Consider the following 20,689-nt stretch of genomic DNA (forward strand, 5'->3'; position numbering starts at 1 on the left):
AAGGGCTCGCGCCCGACTAAATTTACTCGAACCGGCCCAGCTTGGGTTCTAGCTAAACTGGGAGCTGATTTGCTCGAACCTACGCGGGAAAAACCGTCGTCCGCGCAAGAATTGGATCACGTCACTGCCGTGAGTGGGTTCGGATAATTTATCCGAACCTGTTTTTGACGAAGGTGGGATTCATTTCGTCGAATAAAAAAGCCCCGTGCGGGCACGGGGCGCAAGAGGTTTCAGGAAAAATCACCACCACAGGTTTGCCCGGATTGGGATAAGGCAAACCGCGATAGCAACTGACTGATTTCCTGGAACCCAGGGAGAGCCATCCGAGGAAGGCTTTGGTACTTGAAAGTAAAAGTTACCTGACTAAAAACTTATGGATACCCGCTGCGCGGGTATGACGGAGTTTGTCTATCGATACCCGCTTGTGCGGGTATGACAGGGTTAGACGTTGCCTCCGTTAAAAGTTGTAATTAGCGCGAATACCGTAGAAGCGCGGCATTGACACTGGCCCTTTAATCAAACCATCGCCGCCGCTTGCCCAGTAGAAATCCACTTCGTCGGTTGCGTTGTTCACAAAGGCTTCAAGGTTCCACAAGTCATCCGGTGCGACGTACTTGATACCGAGGTTCACGTAAGTCACCGCCGGGCGGGTATCGCTAAAGGCTTCGGGGGTATCGGTCACGAACTTTTCGGTGTGTTTATCCACGTTGAAGTAGCTGTAGTAGCTGTCATCGCGCCAGTTCACGCCTAACCACGGCTGGATCATCGCCCCGTAACTCAGGTTAAAGTCATGGCTGTAGTTCAGGTTGATCGAGAACTTGGGTGATGAGGGCAGCTCGTTACCTTTGAGGTTGGCGCGGATCAGGGTGTTGGTCGGGTCAACCGATGCTGCCTGGTCGATCTTGTACAAATCGGTCGCGGCAAACGCCCATTGCTGGACAAAGTCGCTGACGATTTCGGTATCCAGGTAAGTGAGGTGGCCGCGCAACCGGTCGGTTTCCGTCATCGCCCAATCGAACTCCACTTCCAGACCTTTGATCTCGGCCTTGCCGATATTGTCGGTCACGGTGGAGTAGGCCGCATTGGTGGTGATCTTGCCGGTCTCAACGCCGGTTTGCGGGTCTTTCTCTTTAGCGTAGGTGACGAACAGCGGTTTGACGTTGCTCACCTGCATATCGGTGTATTCGCTGTAGAACGCGGTCGCCATCAAACGCAGGGAGTTGTCGAACAGGTCGGTTTTAACACCGGTTTCCCAGGTCACCACTTCCTCTTCGTCGTAGGTCAGCTGCCAGCGTTTTTCGATCACCGCATTGCCGTTTTCATCCAGCACATAGTCAGCAGTTAACGGATCTTGTTTGGTCTGCACGATCACATCGCCAATGCCACCGCCTTTGTTGCCGTTGGCCACATAGGCAAACACCATGGTGTCTTCGCTGATGTCGTAATCCAGCCCGAGGCGATAGTTGTTGTAGCTCCACTCACCGTAGTTGTCGTTATCGGAGTTGATGCGGTAAATATCCGCATTCATAAAGTAGTCTTTCGGCAGCGAGTTAAAGGTGCCGTGGTCCCAAGCCGGGAAACAGCGGCCGCCGTTAGCGCTCGCATCGTCCTGATTGGGGTGCCAGTCCCAACATTGGGCACCATGCCCACCCACGTCTTGCTTGGTGTCTTCGGTGTAGCGATAACCCACTGTCAGCGCCAGGTCGTCCGTCAGGTCATAGGTGCCCTGTGCAAATGCCGCTTGGGATTCCAGCGTGCGGTCGGATTGGTTCCAATACTCGCCAAACATCATTGAGTGGGTCATGCCGCCTTGCATGTTGTTGTTTTCTTCAAAGTAAAAGAGGCCGGTGATCCACTGCAATTTGCTGTCGCCGGTGGACTGGATTTGCAGCTCGTGGGATTGGGATTTGAAAGTCGCATCATTAAAGAACATGGACATATCCCAATCAGTAATGCCGCGGTCGAGGTCGGACATCTGCGATTGGGTTTGCTTGGCAACGCCCGCGTTGTAAACAAACGCCATGCTGTCGCTGAAATCCCAACGGATGTTGGAGCGAATGTTTTCGATGGTCTGGTCAACCATACCGGGCATATTCACCAGCAGGGTGTATTCATCCGCGCCCTTGCCGTACACGTTTTCACAGCCTTGCAACGGAGCCGGAGTAGCGCCGTTCATGATGGTGGTCTTTTTCGCTTTGCTGCAGTCGATGCTATCGCTTGAGCCCGCGCCATCATTCTGGAAGCGCTCATAGGCCAGCTGCCAACTGAAGCTTTCTGTTGGCGTCCAATAACCGGCGATGCGGAAGGCGTATTGATCGGAGTTGTTATAAAAAGTACTTGGGTCAGCTTTAACGACTTCCTGCGCGCCACCCCACCAGCGCTTGCTTTGCACGCGGGTGCGATCATCGGCAGCGCCGCTATAAGCCGGTGCATTTTTTACATCGTCCGGCAGATAACGTTGATCCCATTGGTTGGGGTCGTAGTAGCCATCCAAATAAGAGTCACGCTTTTCCGTCATAAAAGACGCACGCAGCGCGAAGGTTTCTGCAACGGGGATATTCACCATCCCGCGTACTTGCTGGTGGTTCCAGCGGCCAGCTTCTACGCCGAGGCTTGCATCAAATTCTTTAGCGTCTGGGCGTTTGCTGATGATGTTGATGTTACCCACTGTGGAGTTGCGGCCAAACAAAGTCCCCTGTGGGCCGCGTTGCGCCTCGATGCGTTCAACGTCAAACATCAGCGCCATTGCACCTTGTGGCCGTGGGGAATAGATACCATCCAAATGCAGGCCAACCGCTGGGTCGCCCAATTCAGTGTTGTTAGTGGAGCGCACACCGCGCATGGAAATCACCGGTGCCGAGCGGGACGATTCAAGGGTGATGTCCATATTGGGCACCATCTTCGACAAGTCTTTCACATTGGCAATGCCTTCGCGGTCAAGGTCGGCCTGGCTGAATACGGTAATGGCGATGGGGGTGTCCATCAGATTGGTTTCGCGCTTGGTGGCCGTAACAATCACTTCCTCCAATTGGCCTGCGCCGGATTCTTTGGTGTCTTTATCGGTTTGCGCAAACGCGCCTGCCGCAAAACCGCTGTTGATTACCGCAATCGTAAGGGCAAGGGGGCTGATGCCTTTCCGGATCAATGAGCTACTCATGGTCTACCTCGTTGTTTTTATAGTGAGTTGTTTTGTTATGGGTATTAATGCTCTGCAGGAGCAGTGGCACCGCATTCCCTGTAAGCCAATAACAGCGGCCCAAGGTGGGCGATGCGAGAGTGATTAAAACGCGATGAACCATGCGCCGCGTCCGGCCACATGCAAGCGAACCAAAAAGTCTACAAAAGGACGGGTTTTGTTGGTGGGGGTGAAACGAACGGGGATAAATATCAATAAATACAACGCGCTAGCACTCGCCTTGCGAGCAGGTTACGGGGCGAGGTGGTGAGCAGAAATGTAAAAACTGACCGGTTTTTTTTAGCGGGTTTGGTTGGTGGTGATCTGAATTCTCATCATTCGAACGAAGTGTAGTGGGCGCAAAAGCTGAGATGGGGTAGTTGTAAATGGGTAATACATATTTATTGTCGAGCGTGCGTGGTAAGTCTTGTTCAATTCTGTCGGGCTGCCTATAGTGAACTCGTTTAGCGGATATTGGAGCTTTTATGAATGCACAACAATTAATTGCCGAGGCTAATGAGCTGCCACTGGAAGATCGCGCCATGGTGGTTGACTCCTTGTTGCTTAGCCTTAATGCCTCTTCTGCTGATCTTGATCGTCAATGGCTTAAGGCAGCGCATTACCGTTTGGATGAGTTGAAATCTGGCAAGGCAACTGCCGTTCCTGCACAGGAAGTTTTTGCCAAAATCTGGAATCGTTTTGACAAATGATTGCTGAGTTTCATCCGGAAGCAGAAGCAGAGCTTGTTGCTGCTATCGATTATTACGAAGCGTGTGAGTCAGGGTTAGGTTTTGAATTTGCGTTAGAAGCGAACCTGGCTCTAGAGCGCGCCATCAAATACCCCACGGCATGGGCTCCATTAAATACTACTTTCCGGTGCACGTGATTGCGCCGCTTTCCCTTCGGCCTTATTTACACAATTGATGATAATCGGTTGCTAGTAGTGGCTGTTATGAATCTTCATCGCAAGCCAGGTTATTGGCAGGATCGTATCGAATAACCGCGCGCATGAACTTTATTAAAGCGCATCATCCGGCACAAATATTCCAATCAATGCCAAGGTCAAAATAATCGAGCCAAAGAAAATCCACACGCAATTAGCAAAGGTGAAATTGCTGTTGGAGCTTCCTGTTGGGTCGTTACAACTGATGTTAATTGCTCGCTGGGCTTTAAATAGTGCGAAGCCGTAAATGGCCATTAATACGAGGGAGACAAAATCGATCACTCCCACAGCCGGGTTGGTTTCTGCAAAATGATCGATGATAGGTGAAATAAATACTGAGATCACAGCTATTGTTGCCCATGTTGATGGATCCCAATTGAAGTTCGTTTTCAATTGTTTAAGTCGCATGTCTATAGCAAAAAACAACGCGTGAGTGAAAAAAATAGAGAATATTGCTCTCATAATCGGCATGGGTTCGTGATCATCGTAAGCAATTTTGTACTGTTTCCAATTCTTAAAGTGCCAATACAGCCCATACAAACTAAATGTAAAAAAGAATAAGGTTAAAAACTTGGCTGTTGATACCACATAAAAAGCTTGCTCCACTGAATCTGCTTCAGTGTTTGTTAAAGTGGCTTCCGGTGCGGCGTAAATGTTTTCTTCCATACAAATCCCCTTGAGTTGGTTACTTGTGTTCTGCATAGGCTTTTGAAGAGCCGCAGGGCTTTCAAAATTCTATTTATAGATTTCCGTTTAACATTACCGATCAGACTCGCATAGCCACAAAAGCGTGCGCCGTTCTTGGTCATTAGTGGCGATGGTGTAGGGCGTTTGCTGCATCGCCCAAGTGAAATGCATCATTTGGTCTGAATGCCACATGTCACCATTAAGGTCGCAATTTCTCTGCAGGTTTTCTTTCTGTTGCGCGGCCGCGTGTCCGGCATAAATCCATGCATTTTGGCATTGTGAAATCGCGATCTGCCTAACGTTATTTTCAAATTCGGCAGTAGCTTTTCCTATTCTCGTTGCAAAACGTTGATGCTCATCAACGTCACTGTGCCATCGCTTGTCGCTATAGTCACAGCGAAGCTCAATATTTTGTTTCTGGTAAGTAACTGCTTGAAGGGCATATTCAGTAGCCCATTCAGGGTAAGTGCCTGCACATGCAGCACTCGCGGCAAGTAAAGTGGAAATAAATACAATTGTCTTTTTCATTTGGCGTTCCTTTCGGTTTGATCCGGCTTTTATTCTGGTCTGAAATTCTTTTAAGCTTTATGTTTTTTGCGGGTTAATTCTTTTGCAATTTTTGCCACAAATAAATACCGCCTACCACTGTCCCCACGGGTACATTTAAAAGAAGGAATATAGATACTGGCAGCGCGATTTTATGCACGTATTCTTTCCCCATTAATAATCCTGCACCACAAAATACGGTGAGGATGTTGATGGCTACGCCGAATACAAAAAAGGCGTGGAAAAGCCCAATGTGAGGAAAGGAATCATCAAATTTCGATAGCATAAGAAGCGCTAATATTGAAGTTATCGAAAACAATATCCCATAAGCGATAAATGACCATCCTGAAATTTCAAATTTTTTATTCATATTTTGCATCCTTGGAGTTGTTAAAAATTTTTCAAAGTTAACCAAACGTGACTCCTATTTTCATAGGGTTATTAATTTGATGGACAGACTTAGCAAATTATCACGCTGAAATTTCATCTGTTGGGGTTCGCAAGCTCACCACCAACCTACATTGGTTTTCAATTTGATAATGGAATTTGACGCGAATTATTTGTCGCGCAAGCACAGCTGAAAATTAAAGAGAGAATTTGGATGAGAGAGGGAGCGCTTAATATCCATAATTCCATAGCAGCCGAGCTTGTATCCAAAATCCGTAACGCCATTCCTTTGGGGCTATAACTGCTGTGGTCATTCCTGTGACGGCAACCGCATAGCGCTTAGGCTATGCGATTTGAAGTGCCAGATCATATTACAGTTTATTTCAATGGGAAATAGATGTCGGTCAGCAGGTCGCACTCATCGACTTCGTGGATGAAGTTGATGTAGTGGAAAAAGCAGGGGAAGTCACGGACTTCTTCGCCGCTGTTTGGCAGCCACTCGCGATAAAACGCGTAAATGGTGGTATCGACATTATCGAGACTACCTTGGTGGCGGATCACCGCACATTTACCGCCGGGAATGCTGCCAGTTTTTACACCGAATTCATTCGCTGGTACATCGCCATCGATGCTGCCGCAAACATCCCAGCGAAATTCATCGGGCGGTGTGGTTTTGGGATCGCTGTAAGGAATGCCAAAGGTTTTGCTGGTTTTTACTGGTGATAGGCCAGTGGCCTTGCGCCATGCAATAAATTTTCCTGCAGTTTCCAACACATTTTCCGGTGCGCCCAGATGTTCCAGCAGCGCAACTTTGGTGGTTTCAAATTGAATGATGCTAACGTTCATAGGAATGGCTCCAAAAAGCTTTGGCTGAAATTGAAACCGCAAATGCCATGCAGGCCAATTGGGTTCGCCCCTGAACGCAGATGGCGATTGGTCAAACGTGCGCTTAAATGCGCGCGCAAACGCTTCGGGGCTTTCAAAGCCCGCTTCCAATGCAATATCAATAACCCGTTTTGTATTTTCAAAAGCCAAACGGTATGAGGCGCGTTTCAGTCTGGCGAGCTGAACATAGCGCGTCACACTCATGCCGGTATGCGCCAAAAATACCCGATGAAAATGGTATTTTGAAAATGCGGCCACATCGCTCAATGCCTCAAGCGTTAATTCCTGATTGAGGTGTTGATCTATGTGTTCACACACGCGGGCGATGCGCACGTCGTAGCTGTTAATCGTATTGCTCATTCAATTGTCACGTTTATTGTCGCTTTGGTTCAGGTGCTGCGCATTGTGAAAGTTTTGCGCGCGTGCATCCTGATCCAGATTGCTACGTTGCTCTGTGGATTTTCAGTGTGATTGCTTTTGTATTTATGAAAACAAAAAAGCCGATACATTTCTGTATCGGCTTTTGATCGCGTGAGAGGTCATTGATCAAAACGTTTCAGCGTACAACTTTCCATTTGCCACCCTTTTTTGATCCTTCGTAAATCAGGCGGTTTTCAGTTTTCATTTTCGATACAGCGCGTTCAACCGCGCGTAGTGATTTCCCAATCGTAGCGGCTACATCGGACAGGCTCAGCTCCGGGTGCGAATGGAGTAAATCCAGAATTCGGGATTCGGTTGTGGCACGGATTTCTACCGGCGTTTCTACCGGCGTTTCTACCGGCGTTTTGGCTGATGCCTTGAAGTTTTGCAGGGCGACTGCCTCATGCAGTGCTTCCTGGATGGATTGCAGTAAAAACTCGATGAATGCAGAACAGTCGGCCTGTTTGTCGGCTTCTCCTAGCAGTCGGTAGTAATCTTGTTGGCGGTTTTTAATCACGGTTTCTACTGGCAAGTAAGCCAGCAGCGGTTGCCAGCTGCTTAAAATCAAGGTTTGCCAGAGTCGTCCCATGCGCCCGTTACCGTCGGAGAATGGGTGGATAAATTCAAACTCGTAATGAAATGCGGTAGAAGCAATCAATGGATGCGCTTCGGTAGTACTAAGCCAGTGAAACAGGTTCTCCATGAGCCGTGGCACTTGGCTGGGTGGCGGTGCCATATGAACAAGTTGTTGTCCTTGATAAATGCCCGAGCCACCTGAGCGAAAACGCCCCGCGTCATCCACTAGTCCATGCATCAATGAACTGTGAGCGCTTAATAAGTCATCTAATCGCTGTGGCTGCCACTGCTCCAGCTTTTCGTAAGTCGCGAACGCATTGCGTACCTCCTGAATTTCACGCGGCAAACCCAAAACAGTTTTCCCTTCCAATACGGCAGTTACCTGCGCCACGCTCAAAGTATTTTGCTCAACCGCCAATGAGGCTTGAATAGTTTTAATCCGATTCCCGCGCCGCAACTCCGGCACTAACGCACCTTGATTCACCGCCTTCCATGCGCCGATCAATTCAGAAATTTCCGCCACACGTTTGGTCATAGTGTGGGTTAGGTGGAAGGGTGGGTGGTAGGTCATCGGAGGCTCTGTTCGGTGTTATTGCGTATCAGTTTGTTAGCTATTCGGCAATTGCGCAACAGTCTAGTGCCGCAGCACTACCCACGAGAAACAAAAAAGCCGATGCATTTCTGCATCGGCGAAGGGATCATGATTAACCAGGGTGGAAAATCATGAAGCTATGGAGAGGGCTACAAAATTTCAAACACGAGATAAAACAACTTTCAAAAAAGACCGGCACATTGCTGTGCCGGTTAAAGCTTCGTAGACACTAACGGGCTGAACTATTGTTTGGTGAGTTGCCACCAGTTGATATTCCAGCCACCTTTTCTCACGAAGATCGACAGGTCTTGTTGACCTGCTTGTAGGTTGACGGTGATGCTCACTGTCTGCCAGTTTTGCCAGCCGCCAGTGTTAGGTACAGTCACTACCCCCAGATCACTTCCGTTTCTGCTCAGCACCAATGTGCCGCCGCTGTAGGGCGATGCCACGCGCACTTGCAGTGTGTAGTTGCCTGCGGTTGGGATGTTGATCGGGTAGCTCATCCAATCGTTGTCATCGGTGCTGCCCGCATTGAATCCGCCGCCGGCATCGGTAGTGGTTTCCATACGAATACCGTTGTGGTCTTTAAACATTTCGGCTTCGATACGTTGGCCCACTTCGGCTTTCCAGTTCATCCAGTAGGCGATGCTTTCGTTGCGTACCAGTGGTTGGGTGCTGAATTGCTTGAACCAGTTTTCGATCTGCGCGGCGCTGGCGTTGCTCACGTTAATGCCGCTCATGCCGCCACCGTTGGATGAGTTGGTCACCATGCCCCAGTTCCAGCTGCTGGTGTCGCCATTGGAGCCGCCTGCAGATGTGGTTTTCCATGCCCAGTTGGTGGCTGCCCAGCCGTAGCTGTTGTAGATGTCATAGGTTTTGCGCGTCATCTGGCCGCCATAGCTACCCAGTAGCGTCCAAGGTTGGAACTCACCCACTAAGAAAGGAGTTTGCAGGCCGATGATTTTGTTGCGCCAATCGCAGCTTTCACCGGTGCCGTTTTGGTTACAGTGCAACCAGTTGGCGTGCATGTTGGCTTGGCCTGCACCGTAGGTGGCGGTGTCGTTCCAGCCCCACAAGCCGGGGTAGAAGTGCATCCAGGTGGAGACGTTGGTCAGGCCGCGGCTGTTGGGGTTGCCGTAGGCATCGATACCGGAGTTGTGGCCGGGCAGGAGGATGATGGTATCCGGGTCTTTGGCGCGCACCACGTTGAACAGTTCGTAAGAACGGTTGGCGAGGGTGGTGGCATCGGTTCCCCATGGCTCGTTGAGCAGGTCATAGGCGACCACGGCGCTGCGGCCACGGTATTTCTGCGCGATCATGTCCCACAGCCATTTGGTGCGATCCCAATAGTTGGCGTTGGTCCAGAGTTGCGCGGCACCCACGCAGCCATCGTGCTGCTCGGCAGTACCGGCTTGCCCGCCCACGGCACCATGCAGGTCGATGATGGTGTACATGCCGCGTTTTTCCGCTTCATCGATCGCCCAATCCAGATACTGCCATGCATCGGCGCGCAGGTTGTAAGGGTTGTATTCGTCTTCGATCAAGCTGTACAAGAACGGAATACGCACCACATTCATACCCATGGCTTTCATCATGTCGAAGTCGCGTGTGGTGATGAAGTTGCTGCGGAACACTTTCATCAAACGCTCTTTTTCCGCATTGCCAAAGCGTTGAGACAAGGTGGCTTCCAGCGTGCATTGGTCGCCAATGCTGCCGTTGTTGGTGGACATAATGCCGCCCATCATCCAGAACTCCTGGATCAACCAGTTGCCGAGGTTGGTGCCGCGCAGGTCAACACGCTGGTTGTTGTTGGCGTTTACCCACAGATGACCGCTTTGCTTAACGCGCGGTAGCGGTGTCCAGCCTTGGGTTTGGACTGGCACCACACGGAACCAGTTAAGGTTAAAACCGCCTGCAGGAATGGCGATACCAAAGCGGCGGGTGCCTGCTGCCAGATTTACGCGCTGCTTGATGGTCGTCCAGGTCTGCCAGCCGCCGGTGCTGGGTACGGCGATGGTGCCGTAGTTAACTGATCCGCCCGCTTCTTCCAGGCGAATCGTGCCGCCACCGCCTTGACTGGCCACACGGTATTCAATGTCATAAGCACCAGCGGTGCTGATGGTGACAGGGTTGTTGCTATAGGCCATCCAGTCATTGGCATCGATCCAGCCGACGTTTTGCCCGCCACCGGTGTCCGATGTGGTTTCCAGTTGCACACCATTCATATGGCTGTAGGCTTCGGCCTGTATGGTGGTGGGCACTTGTGCATTGCTTAATTGGCTGAGGAAGGCACCAGTAAGGCCGAGTGCCAGAGCCGGCCATTTGCGCAGCAAAAGGCCTGTTTTGTGGTTGGTTGTCATTTCAAAGTACCTGTAAAAGTTATTGTTATTGCTCACAGAGTACGAAAGCCGGGTCCGCTGTTACGACATTCCTTTATTGTTGTTATCGGGGTTTCGCAAGGCTAGGTTAGGGGCGGTGTTGGTGGGTGTCGTTCGACAGCAGGGGCTGGGGTGAAAAAAATCCCGATGCGAACGGGTTCGACTGTCGAAAAAAAGCTAGTACGCCATTGGCAGAAGGCCTCCCGCGCCATTTTTTCTGGCTCGATGGCATCATCTTCTATAGTATCCGGCTACAAACTGCCGCCAACAAAAAACAGGATCGGCAAAAAACAACAACTATAAGTACGAGAGGAGAGCGTCATGCAACTTAACCAGGTCGTCTTTAACTTTCACGATGTCATCCTGTTGATGACCGCGATGCTGTGCTGCTTTTTTGCATTGCTGCTGATTGCGACCAACCCCCCAAAAAACATCAGCAACTATTTTCTGGCGGCCTTTCTGGTTGCCCACGCCTTTATTCCCTTGCATGAGCTGATCCTATGGGGAGCGGAGTTCAAGTTGCATGTGCGCAACCATTTGCCGCAGGTCTACTTCATTGGCTCCTTTGCTTATTATCTGGATGCGGTGTTGCTGTACTTTTATGTGAAGTCATTGGTGTTCCGTGATTTCCACCTCCGCCGCAAGGACTATTTGCACCTGATCCCGTTTGCGCTGTTCGCCGTGTTTATGGTGGTCGCGTTTTATCGCTTTCCGTCGGATGTGCGTCAGGAGTGGATCAACACTGAGGCGTTTGTGTACAGCCCGGGTTATATCGGTATGGATTTGATGGTGAAAGTCATGCGCGTGGCTTACTGTATCGCGGCGTTCCTGCTCATCTTCAAATACAAGGACATCCTCAAAAATACCCACTCCAATATCGAGAAGGTGGATATTCTCTGGCTTAAGATTCTGGTTGTCGGGTTCACACTGGTCACCTGTATGGAGGCCTTCCTTGCGTTGTCCAAACTGGTTGGCCTGCTTGCGCATTACGATTTCCAGCATCCAGACCCGGATGGCAATGTGATCGAATATATCGGCCTGAGTGGTTATTACGCGCTCTTTTTCCTGGTATGCACCTTGGTGTTTACCAGCATGCGCTACTTCAGCAACTTTGAAGCGGTCAAACAAAAAGAGAACAAAGAGCCGGCCAAAAAGACAACGCAAGAAAAGCTGCTTAACCCCGAATACGCCGCCAAGATCGACAGCGTGATGCGCTCGCAAAAAACCTATCTCAATCCGGAGCTCACACTGGATATGCTGGCCGATACCCTGGGTATTCCCGCCAAAGATTTATCCATGATTATCAATCGCCATTTCAATTTGAACTTCTATGAATTTGTAAATGGCTATCGCATTGAAGAGGCGCAAAAGCGTTTGCTAGATCCGGCGAATAAAGAGAAAACCATCACCGATATTTATCTGGAGGTGGGTTTTAACAGCAAGTCGGTTTTTAATACGTTTTTCAAAAAATTGGTCGGGAAGACCCCATCAGAGTATCGCCAACAGCCAGTGGATGCGGCAGTTGCACCTTAATTTATTATTCATTACAACAAGAGCACTCACTCATGACTTACACATCTAGCTTGGGAAGAACTTATCTGCGTAATCCATTGTTTATTACGTGCACCCTTTTACCAATGATTAGCGCTCCATTGGCTTTAGCCGACACAACTGCATCCGTAGAAGAGGTTGTGGTGACCGCGTCCAAGCGCAACCAAAGCCTGCAGGATTTTTCCGGATCGGTCAGTGTAGTGAATGATTTTTCCGGGATTAAAAATCTGGGCGATATTGCCGCACAGGTGCCGGGTTTTTCGCTGGTAGATGTAGGCCCGCGCAACCCCGCCGTATTAATTATGCGCGGTTTGCGCTTGGATGAAATTGGCTCCAATGATTTGGGCGGCGATGGCTCTGCCATTGCGAGCTACGTGGATAACATTCCGCTGCAAGGCTACTTCGTGCCGCCCGCATTCAGTTTAAAAGATTTGCAGCAAGTCGAAGTGTTGCGCGGGCCGCAAGGCACACTCTACGGCAATGCATCGATTGGCGGTTTGATTCGTTATGTGACAGCAAAACCGGATGTAGAAAAATATTCTGTGCGCGTGAGTGGCGAATTATCGCAAACTGATCACAGTGATGACCTGAATTACGATTCTGATCTGGTGGTGAATACGCCCTTAATTGAAGACACTCTTGCACTGCGCCTGATGTTGGGCAAAACCGAAAATGCCGGATTTATCGATAACCCCTATTTATTATCCGGCGCACAAGACGATATTAATGACGATGAAACCAAGCAGGCGCGCATCAGTTTGCTGTGGCAAGCAAGTGACAATTTCTCGCTCAACAGCAGTTATCACTATCAAAAAATCAATGTAGGCGACCGCCAGGCTACGAACGAAAGTTTTACTGGTGATGAGTACGCCGCATCCAGCCGTTATTTGCAGCCGATGCAAGGCGAATTGCAATTGGCGAGTATCGATGCCAATTATGAAATGCCTTGGGCAACGCTCACCGCCAGCCTGAATCACTACGACTATGCACACCATGAGCGTGCAGACCAAACCGATTTGTACATTGGTCTTGACCCGACTGTGGAGTACTACAACCTTTACGAGAATCTCTCTGCGTATAACGCGAGTGATATTGATATTGTAAAAGACAGTGCGGAATTGCGTTTGGTATCACCTGATAACCAACGTTTGCGCTGGTTGGTCGGTGCGTTTTATAGCCGCGATGATCTGGATGCCTACATGGGTGATTACACCCCCGGTCTGGGCGAGTTTTTTGAAATGGATTTACCCGGTGATCTGGAATATCTCGCCACCCAAACCGAAACGCTGGATGAGTACTCTACCTACGCTGAAGTCACTTACGATCTCACCGAAAAATGGGAGGCAACTGTCGGTGCGCGCCATTTCCGGTATGACGATGATCTTGATGTATGCATCAGCTATTTTCCTGGTCCCATTGAGGATTGCAGCAATGGCGATGACGTTAGCAAAGACACGCTCGGAAAATTCAGTACCAGCTATAAATTCAGCGACGATAAAAAAATCTATTTTCTCGCTGCAGAAGGGTATCGCCGCGGCGGTGCCAATACGGCTCCAGCAGAGGTACTCAACAATCGCTTCTATCGCCCGGATGTTGCTACCAATTACGAACTCGGTTTCCACTCCCTATGGTTGGCGCAGCGCCTGGAATTAAATGCAGCACTGTTCAATATCGAGTGGGATGATTTGCAAGTTCAGTTGGAAACAGTCGATGGCCGCACGGCGTGGGATAACGCCGGTAAAGCGCGCACCAAGGGCATTGAATTTGATGTATCGGCACAATTGAGCGATGCCTTTGCCCTGCACGCGGGCTATGCCTATACCGATGCAGAAATTACCGAATCGGTTGCGGAGATAGGCGTGTATAACGGCAACCAATTGCCCGGCTCACCGCGCACGCAGTGGAGTCTCTCGCTGGATTTCAATCAGGAATTCAATGGCACATTGTGGGATGCCAGTATTGGCGTGAACCGCATTGGTGATGTTGCTACAGCGCTTAATCCTGAGTTTTCCAACTATCAAAAGCTGGACTCCTACAGTATCGCCAGTGCACGCGTTGGTGTAACACGGGGTAATTGGCGATTGGGTGCCTTCGTGAATAATATCGACAATACGCGCGCCATCACGAGTGGCCGTGCAGATGATTTTTTTGGCGAGCAAGGCCAGTTTGAATACATCACCCGCCCACGCACGATTGGTTTGTCGGTGAGCTATCAGTATTAATGTGCTCGTGATGCGTGTTGGCAACTCATATGGCAGTTGCCTGCGCATGTGCATTTTATGATCTATGCTTGCCTTGCGATATTTGTGATCGTCCTATTTACGGCTGCTTTCTGGGAAGAAGGCGGCACACAATCAAAAAGCCGTTATTTTTGATGTGATGATCATTTAGGGAATTCACACACTTAATTAACAGGAATATTCAATATGGCAGCAGAAAAGAAAAAAACAGAAAAGAAAGCAGCAGAGAAAAAGACTGCGAAAAAAGTTGTTGCGACAGTCGCGAAGGCAGCAAAAACGCCAGTGAAAAAAGGTAAGAAAAAAACCGAAAGCGATTACAGTGTTGAAATTAATGTCCCAAGAGGCGGTCAGGTTATCCAGAATTTTAACTTGGTACCTGCATTCCCAACCGCGACTGGGGCAGGGGATTGGATTTTTTCAGAGCCCGGCAGCACAACAGACATTACAGGTTTAACTGTACGCTTTCAGTTAAATCCATCTGCGCTGGAGCGCACCTTCGAACGTGCAATTTTAGTGGTCAGCATGCAGCAAAATCCGGCCACTAATGGAACCTGGCGTTTTGCATTAGATGGCGTTGCTACCGCCGATGGTGATTGTGATCCAGACAACGACATTGTTGTAGAGGTCATTGATAACGGGTTTACTCTGCTGATTTACGTGCAAGTACTGGAAAACTCAGAGGAAATGATCCCGTTCCAGTTTGTAGCGTCGTTTACAGATGCAGTGACTGGCGCTGTATCTATATATCAGTCGCAAGATCCAACAATTTACCCCAAGAGACCTTAACGTAAAGATTCGGGGCATCTATTTGATGCCCCTGTGCTGTTTATCAGGTGAATGAAGCTTTCTTTTTTGCAAAGAGAATCGAACCAAGAAAAGCTGAACCAAGCAGGGTGCATTCCATTTTTTAATGAAATTGAGATATTCAAAATTGCCGATGAATCATTATTGGCGAGCGTGTGAACTAGAGCTGCGGTATAAGCGGTTTCTATATTCTGTGGATCTAATTTTTCCAATTCTCTGAGAGAGAGCAATGCTTTTTCGATTTGCCCTATATGGGCATATGCCTGTGCGAGCCTTAGATGGTGCTCGCTTAAATATGCATTTTTTTCTAATGTAGATATTATGCTGCTATAAATCACCTGTGATTCGGCAATCTCACCTTTCAGATTATAGGCGTCCGCTTTATTTAATTTGTGAGCCGTATTTTGAGGGTCAAGTTTTTCAGCTTGAGAAAACTCTTCAATCGCTTTGTCAAAATTTTGTGACAGTAAATAACATAGGCCAAGATTTCCACGGTTATAAATGTCATTCGGATTTTCATTAACGGCTACTTCAAACGCTTTTTTTGCACTTTCAATGTTCCCTTCAAGTAACTCTATTAATCCGTACAGGCTATGAACTTTATAGTTCTTAGGCGCCATGAGCATTGCTTGTTTCAGAGTTTCTTTGGCGTTCAGCATGTTGCCAGCGTAACGATAGGAATTTGATAGTCCAATTAAATTCTTCACACTATTTTTTGAACTGACTGCTTTTTTGTAGAGTGTGATGGCGGCATCAAATTTATTTTGAGCATTCATTAGGTATGCTGTTAGTGCATTTATTGATGATTGATTGGCATCAATGGCTTTTATTTTTGAAATTGTTTCTTGTGCTTCCAGAAAGTTTCTTTGCGCAGTTTGCAAATAAAAGGTGTTGTATAAAAAAATTATGTGATCGTTTTTTGTGTTGCCTTTATCAAGTAGCAATTCAATTTTACTTAAAATGTCTGATGATTGCGTCTCATGGTACAAGTCAAGACCTATTTCGCTGAATAGGGACTGCGTTGTTGAAAGTTTTTGTGTGTTTTTGCTCAGCGTTTCGATGCTATTAAACAGGGCTTCGCTCGCACCTTTCTCATAGTATGAAACGTTAACCGATAGTAATTTCTCATACTCCCCTTGATTCAGTTGTTCAAAGGAACTTGAAAGACTGCTTTTATACATCCCGCCCACATTAGATTGTACTATCCCTGCTATTGATAAGTAGTTCTCGGTGAGGATGTCAATGGTCTTGGTGTCATGCGCCTTTAAGCGGCTATTAGGGATGCTATTTTCAGGTGTGAGCCGTGATAGCCTGATTGTACATGTCTCAATTTTACACTGAAGCTCAGTGGTAATTAATTCATCTGCTGCGGTTGCATTGCGAACCGTTTCATTATCCCCATTTACGTCCACCACTTCTTCTCTAGGGATTAAATAGTACCCGTCCAATTGAATAATGCTTTGTTGAATCGCATCATAAACAGCCTCTTTCACAAGCTCTTGCTGTGACTCCTGCATTCCCTCTGCAATCATCTTTGGTGGAATGACAGCTACATACTTTGGCGGCTTCGGTTGTAGTTGCCACGCCATCACACCCGCAACAATCAACATGCTGATAGCGGCTGAACTCACCGTAATAATATTGGCGGCGATGAATTGTTTAATTTTTTGCCATGCCGATACTTTCGGAATCGTCGGTGATGCAGCAAATCGCGTTTCAAATGTCGGGTGATCTTGTGTGTGCGATGAGCGGGTGTTTGCCGATGGCGCGATCAGCGCCTGGGTTTCATCGCCCAGCGCGGTTTCTTGCCAGCGCAAGGTTTTTAGTTTTTCAAATTGCGCGGCAACCCAATGGGTATTGTCCGGGCGCTTGTCCGGGTCTTTGCTGAGTAATTGGCCGAGCAACTCAATCAATTCTGCCGGTAAATCAGGGTTGTATTTATGTGGCGCGGTGGGCGGGTGGGAAATAATCCGCTGCATGGTTTGCAGTTTGTTGTTGGTATCGCCAAATGGATGCGCGCCGCACAATAATTGGTAGGCCAGAATACCCAGTGAAAATAAATCGCTCTTGAAGGTGATGGCTTCGCCCATCGCCTGCTCGGGCGACATAGAGCAATAACTGCCTGCAATGTGATCGGTCAGGGTGCCTTTAAAGTCTTGCGATTTTGCGATGCCAAGGTCAGTGATTTTTGCCTGGCCGCGTTTATTGATGAGGATGTTTTCGGTTTTTAAATCGCGGTGGATGATGCCGGTGTCGTGCGCCGCTGCGAGCCCTTCGGCAATTTGTGCTAGCCACTGCAAACGCTGTGCAATCGGCGCGATGTGCTCGCGCAAATAAGTTTGCAGGTTTTGCCCGTCCACCAATTCCATCACCAGCGCCAGTTGGTCGTGCGCTTCAATGTAATCGTAAATCTGCACGATGTTCGGGTGATTTAATTTGGCAAGCAGCAAGGCCTCGCGTTTGAATCGCTCAACGTAGTGCGCCTCAAATAATTCGGTGCGTAAACATTTCACCGCGACCTCGCGCTCCAGCTTGGTGTCGCGCGCGCGATACACCAAACCCATACCGCCGCGCCCAATGCAATTGCGCAGCTCATAGTGGCCGATGCGCAGTGGCTCGGTTGTGCTGGTGTGCGAGGGTGGCGGGTTAGAGCTATTCATTCAGCGATCAACAATGTTTATAGGGCGAGGCAAGCGTAAGCTGGTCGCCTTTATAGATTTTGAATTTTTCGCAGCCAAAGCGAATTTTGCCTCCGCGCCTTTCCAGCAAACATTGTTGCCCTGCGGTGTCGGGCAGGCTGTCGGCCAATTGTTTGCGTGCGCGGAAAATCTGAATATTCAGGTGCGTGCCATCAACTCCCAATTCGGCGGCGAGTTGGTCGGCATAGATCCAACCCTGGCTCTTGCTGTCCAGTCCGCGCTCGGCATCTTCGGCGCGGTGGCGGGCGAGCTGCAATAACAGGTAGTGATGGGTGCGCACTGCCAAATCCAATGTTTGTTGGTGATGCAATTCGAGCTGGGTAGTTTCTTCATCCATGCTCATATTAAAAATAAATTCGTAATCATTCAGATGGCGCGATGCTTTGGCTTCGGTTGGGCCGTAAATTTGCGCGCGCACAAATTGCCAGTGGCTGTGGCCGAATTGCACCAGATCGCCGTCGTTTAATTCTGGCTGCTCATGTTCATTTTGTTGGTGCAGGGCTTCGCAGTGCCATTGTTGGGTTTGCTCGTTGTAAAACACCGCGAGCTCCGGCTCGTTGGCATCGGGCAGCAAATGGTAGCGCGACAGGGTGATGGGGCGCAGTTGGTCTACCGGCTGGTCGAGTGGCCAGAGCATATCGGTCGGCGGGCTAAGGTCGGCGACGATAAACCCGGGGTCGGTCTGCTCGGCAAAATGGATTTCATCGTGGATGTTCAGATCGCGGCTGTCGCCCTGGCTGAGGCTGATCCCATTGATCCAGGTGCCATTAAGACCGAGGTTTTTAATCCGCCATTGGCGACCGTTCCACTCAATAGCGGCATGCAGCTTGGACACATAGGGTTTATCGATATGCGTCTCCACACTGTTGGCGAGTCTGCCAAAGGTGTGGTGGGGTGCGAGAGGAAAGTGCGTCTTCGCAGCTACATCCAGCAAATAAGCCATAGTTTTTCCGCGTAAAAAGTCTGCAGTTAAAGGTCGTGGGTGCCGGTTTCAGTCGCTCCTTTAAGTGATTTCACCCTGCGCCTGTAATGTCGTGTAATTGCCTGTAATTGGCAGATCCTTATTTGGGCTATAGATTGCCACAAGATGCCGGCATTTTCCCAATTTATTGTCCTATTTATTGTTTCGATTATTGTTCTGCTTATTGTTGCGATGAATTGATTGTAGACCGCACAGCTCTTGAGAGATAAAACGAGATGGCCGCTATATTTGCCTTATTTCAAGCTGCAATAAATTACAAGCCTGTCTCCCGGGCGATCCACAAGTTCAACCAATCGGCGACTGCCAAGTGGGTTCCGGTCAATAAAAGCTTCATCAGCCTGAATAAAATTATTCTGCGCGCGGCGGTAGAGCGCTTGGGGCTTGTTAATGTTGCGATCACCCTGCGCTGCGTTACTCATCAAGGGTATCGCCATTTATTATTAGTCAATGATGAGCGCGATTTACAAATTGCCGCTGCTGGCCGTGTTGAAGATTTTATTATTTCCACCCAGGAGGCGAATGCATCGCCATTTGAATATTTTGATGCTGAAAGTGCAATCAGTTTGCCGCTCAACTTCAAACAGCCCCAAGGGCAACCGCAGCGGTTGGGGTATCTGGTCGCGCAAATTGCATCCGATGCCCGCCTGAGTCGCGAGCAATTGGTGAAAGAATTGACGCTGGTTGCGGACGAAATTATCCGCACCATTGGTCGCTACCAAACCCGCTATCGCGCCATCCATATTTATGGTGACCAAAGTTATTGGGTGGGTAATAGCAAAGCATTGCGCCAGTTAGATCAACGGATCGATCAATTGGCCAAAGGGAGTCAACCGGTGCTGATCCGCGCTGACAAAGGCAGCGGTAAAGTGATTGCCGCGCGTTCGCTGCACTGTTTATCCCGTGCAGATACGGCTCCGTTTATCGAATCGGATTGCCGCGAATGGGAGCAGGGCGGTGCTGCAGGGATTTTGCAATCGCTGCATACCTACGCCAAAGGAGGCACCTTGTTCCTGCGCAATATCGATGTGTTGTCGCGCAGTGAATTCCAAGCGCTGTGTAATTTCTGGAAACACGCGGCAACCACCCGCTTTGATGATAGTTATAGCCTACGTTTGATTATGAGTCTGAGCCGCCAGAATGTTGTGCTTGAGTCGTTTCAGGTGCAGTGGCTTGCGCAGCATACGCAAGAGTTATTGCTGCCCACGTTGCTTGATCGGCGCGACGATGTGCGCGATCTGGCGCAGTTTTACATCCGCGAATTTGCGCTCTCGTCTGAATTTGATCTCACTGAAGATGCCTGGCAGTTGCTGGAGTCCCATCACGAGTTGATCAATGTCGAGCAATTAAAAGTGCTGATCCAGGCGTTGTCGCTGACAACAGATGGCAAGCTGGTTTCCGCTGATGAGTTGCGCGCGGCACTTGCCTGACCCTGCTGGTTTGTTCCCTGTTCTGCTACTTCCTTCAATCTGGTTTCTGCAGCCTGTTTTCTTGCTGCCTATTCGCCTGCAACCTGTTGCCTGATCGCCCTCCCGGTGTGTGGGGTGACGCTGGCTATTGCGCGAGGTTATACTGCCTCGTCTTTAATACTGCCCTGATGTAATGCGGGGTAATGCCGGATGCCTGGTTATGAAAATTACTGCTGCCTGTTTATTGTTCTGTATCGGCCTTGGTGGCTGTGGCCAAAAAGGGCCACTGTATTTGCCGCAGCCTGCAAAGCCGCAGCCAGAGGTATCCCAACCCGATACACCCGAACCAACCCAACCCCGGCAGGATGAGTCTTCCTCATCTGCTGATCCAGCCTGATTTCTTTTCTGGTTTTTTGAT

The 20,689-nt window shown here is 49.2% G+C and carries 16 protein-coding genes; 7 read left to right on the forward strand and 9 right to left on the reverse strand.

Annotated elements, in window-relative coordinates:
- Nucleotides 1-457: 457 nt before the first annotated feature.
- On the reverse strand, nt 458-3,157 hold the full coding sequence (locus tag VC28_RS16670; protein WP_049631639.1) for a TonB-dependent receptor: 2,700 nt from the start codon (nt 3,155-3,157) through the stop codon (nt 458-460).
- Between the two features lie 503 nt (nt 3,158-3,660).
- On the opposite strand from VC28_RS16670, the gene VC28_RS16675 reads away from it, so the two are divergent.
- Together VC28_RS16675 and VC28_RS19895 are read left to right on the forward strand one after the other, a co-directional pair.
- Nucleotides 3,661-3,885 (forward strand): addiction module protein, encoded by a 225-nt coding sequence (locus tag VC28_RS16675; protein ID WP_049631640.1) that lies wholly within the window; start codon nt 3,661-3,663, stop codon nt 3,883-3,885.
- Nucleotides 3,882-4,061: a hypothetical protein gene (locus VC28_RS19895; protein WP_049631641.1), complete on the forward strand. Its 180-nt coding sequence runs from the start codon at nt 3,882-3,884 to the stop codon at nt 4,059-4,061. Before VC28_RS16675 ends, VC28_RS19895 begins: the two co-directional genes overlap by 4 nt.
- A 132-nt stretch (nt 4,062-4,193) precedes the next feature.
- Here the strand turns inward: VC28_RS19895 and VC28_RS16685 are convergent, their stop codons facing one another.
- From VC28_RS16685 to VC28_RS16710, 6 genes are all read right to left on the reverse strand, one after another.
- Nucleotides 4,194-4,784 (reverse strand): hypothetical protein, encoded by a 591-nt coding sequence (locus tag VC28_RS16685; RefSeq protein ID WP_049631642.1) that lies wholly within the window; start codon nt 4,782-4,784, stop codon nt 4,194-4,196.
- Nucleotides 4,785-4,877: 93 nt separating this feature from the next.
- Nucleotides 4,878-5,333: a hypothetical protein gene (locus tag VC28_RS16690; protein ID WP_049631643.1), complete on the reverse strand. Its 456-nt coding sequence runs from the start codon at nt 5,331-5,333 to the stop codon at nt 4,878-4,880.
- A gap of 73 nt (nt 5,334-5,406) precedes the next feature.
- A complete protein-coding gene (locus VC28_RS16695) occupies nt 5,407-5,721 on the reverse strand; it encodes a hypothetical protein (RefSeq protein ID WP_049631644.1) in 315 nt (104 codons plus the stop codon).
- A gap of 395 nt (nt 5,722-6,116) precedes the next feature.
- Nucleotides 6,117-6,983 (reverse strand): AraC family transcriptional regulator, encoded by an 867-nt coding sequence (locus VC28_RS16700; protein WP_049631645.1) that lies wholly within the window; start codon nt 6,981-6,983, stop codon nt 6,117-6,119.
- Between the two features lie 196 nt (nt 6,984-7,179).
- The gene (locus VC28_RS16705) at nt 7,180-8,190 is read right to left on the reverse strand and encodes a Fic family protein (RefSeq protein ID WP_049631646.1); all 1,011 of its coding nucleotides are present in this window, start codon (nt 8,188-8,190) and stop codon (nt 7,180-7,182) included.
- 263 nt (nt 8,191-8,453) lie between these two features.
- Nucleotides 8,454-10,571, reverse strand: coding sequence for a carbohydrate-binding protein (locus VC28_RS16710; protein WP_049631647.1), 2,118 nt, complete (start codon nt 10,569-10,571; stop codon nt 8,454-8,456).
- Between the two features lie 339 nt (nt 10,572-10,910).
- Between VC28_RS16710 and VC28_RS16720 the strand changes: the two genes are divergently transcribed.
- From VC28_RS16720 to VC28_RS16730, 3 genes are all read left to right on the forward strand, one after another.
- Nucleotides 10,911-12,122, forward strand: a complete 1,212-nt coding sequence (locus VC28_RS16720; RefSeq protein WP_049631649.1) for a helix-turn-helix domain-containing protein — start codon at nt 10,911-10,913, stop codon at nt 12,120-12,122.
- A gap of 32 nt (nt 12,123-12,154) precedes the next feature.
- Nucleotides 12,155-14,362, forward strand: a complete 2,208-nt coding sequence (locus VC28_RS16725) for a TonB-dependent receptor (protein ID WP_049631650.1) — start codon at nt 12,155-12,157, stop codon at nt 14,360-14,362.
- 204 nt (nt 14,363-14,566) lie between these two features.
- A complete protein-coding gene (locus VC28_RS16730; RefSeq protein WP_082191592.1) occupies nt 14,567-15,166 on the forward strand; it encodes a DP-EP family protein in 600 nt (199 codons plus the stop codon).
- On the opposite strand, the gene VC28_RS16735 is transcribed toward VC28_RS16730, so the two are convergent.
- The gene (locus VC28_RS16735; protein ID WP_049631651.1) at nt 15,163-17,844 is read right to left on the reverse strand and encodes a serine/threonine-protein kinase; all 2,682 of its coding nucleotides are present in this window, start codon (nt 17,842-17,844) and stop codon (nt 15,163-15,165) included. The two genes, VC28_RS16730 and VC28_RS16735, sit on opposite strands and share 4 nt — an antisense overlap.
- Nucleotides 17,845-17,851: 7 nt before the next feature.
- Complete coding sequence (locus tag VC28_RS16740) at nt 17,852-18,826, reverse strand: FHA domain-containing protein (protein WP_049631652.1); 975 nt, start codon at nt 18,824-18,826, stop codon at nt 17,852-17,854.
- Between the two features lie 254 nt (nt 18,827-19,080).
- Between VC28_RS16740 and VC28_RS16745 the strand changes: the two genes are divergently transcribed.
- Both VC28_RS16745 and VC28_RS19620 read left to right on the forward strand, forming a co-directional pair.
- The gene (locus VC28_RS16745) at nt 19,081-20,292 is read left to right on the forward strand and encodes a sigma 54-interacting transcriptional regulator (protein ID WP_049631653.1); all 1,212 of its coding nucleotides are present in this window, start codon (nt 19,081-19,083) and stop codon (nt 20,290-20,292) included.
- 199 nt (nt 20,293-20,491) lie between these two features.
- Nucleotides 20,492-20,668: an LPS translocon maturation chaperone LptM gene (locus tag VC28_RS19620; RefSeq protein ID WP_197085555.1), complete on the forward strand. Its 177-nt coding sequence runs from the start codon at nt 20,492-20,494 to the stop codon at nt 20,666-20,668.
- Nucleotides 20,669-20,689 lie beyond the last annotated feature (21 nt).

Origin of the sequence: Cellvibrio sp. pealriver, assembly GCF_001183545.1 — a bacterium.
Classification (GTDB): domain Bacteria; phylum Pseudomonadota; class Gammaproteobacteria; order Pseudomonadales; family Cellvibrionaceae; genus Cellvibrio.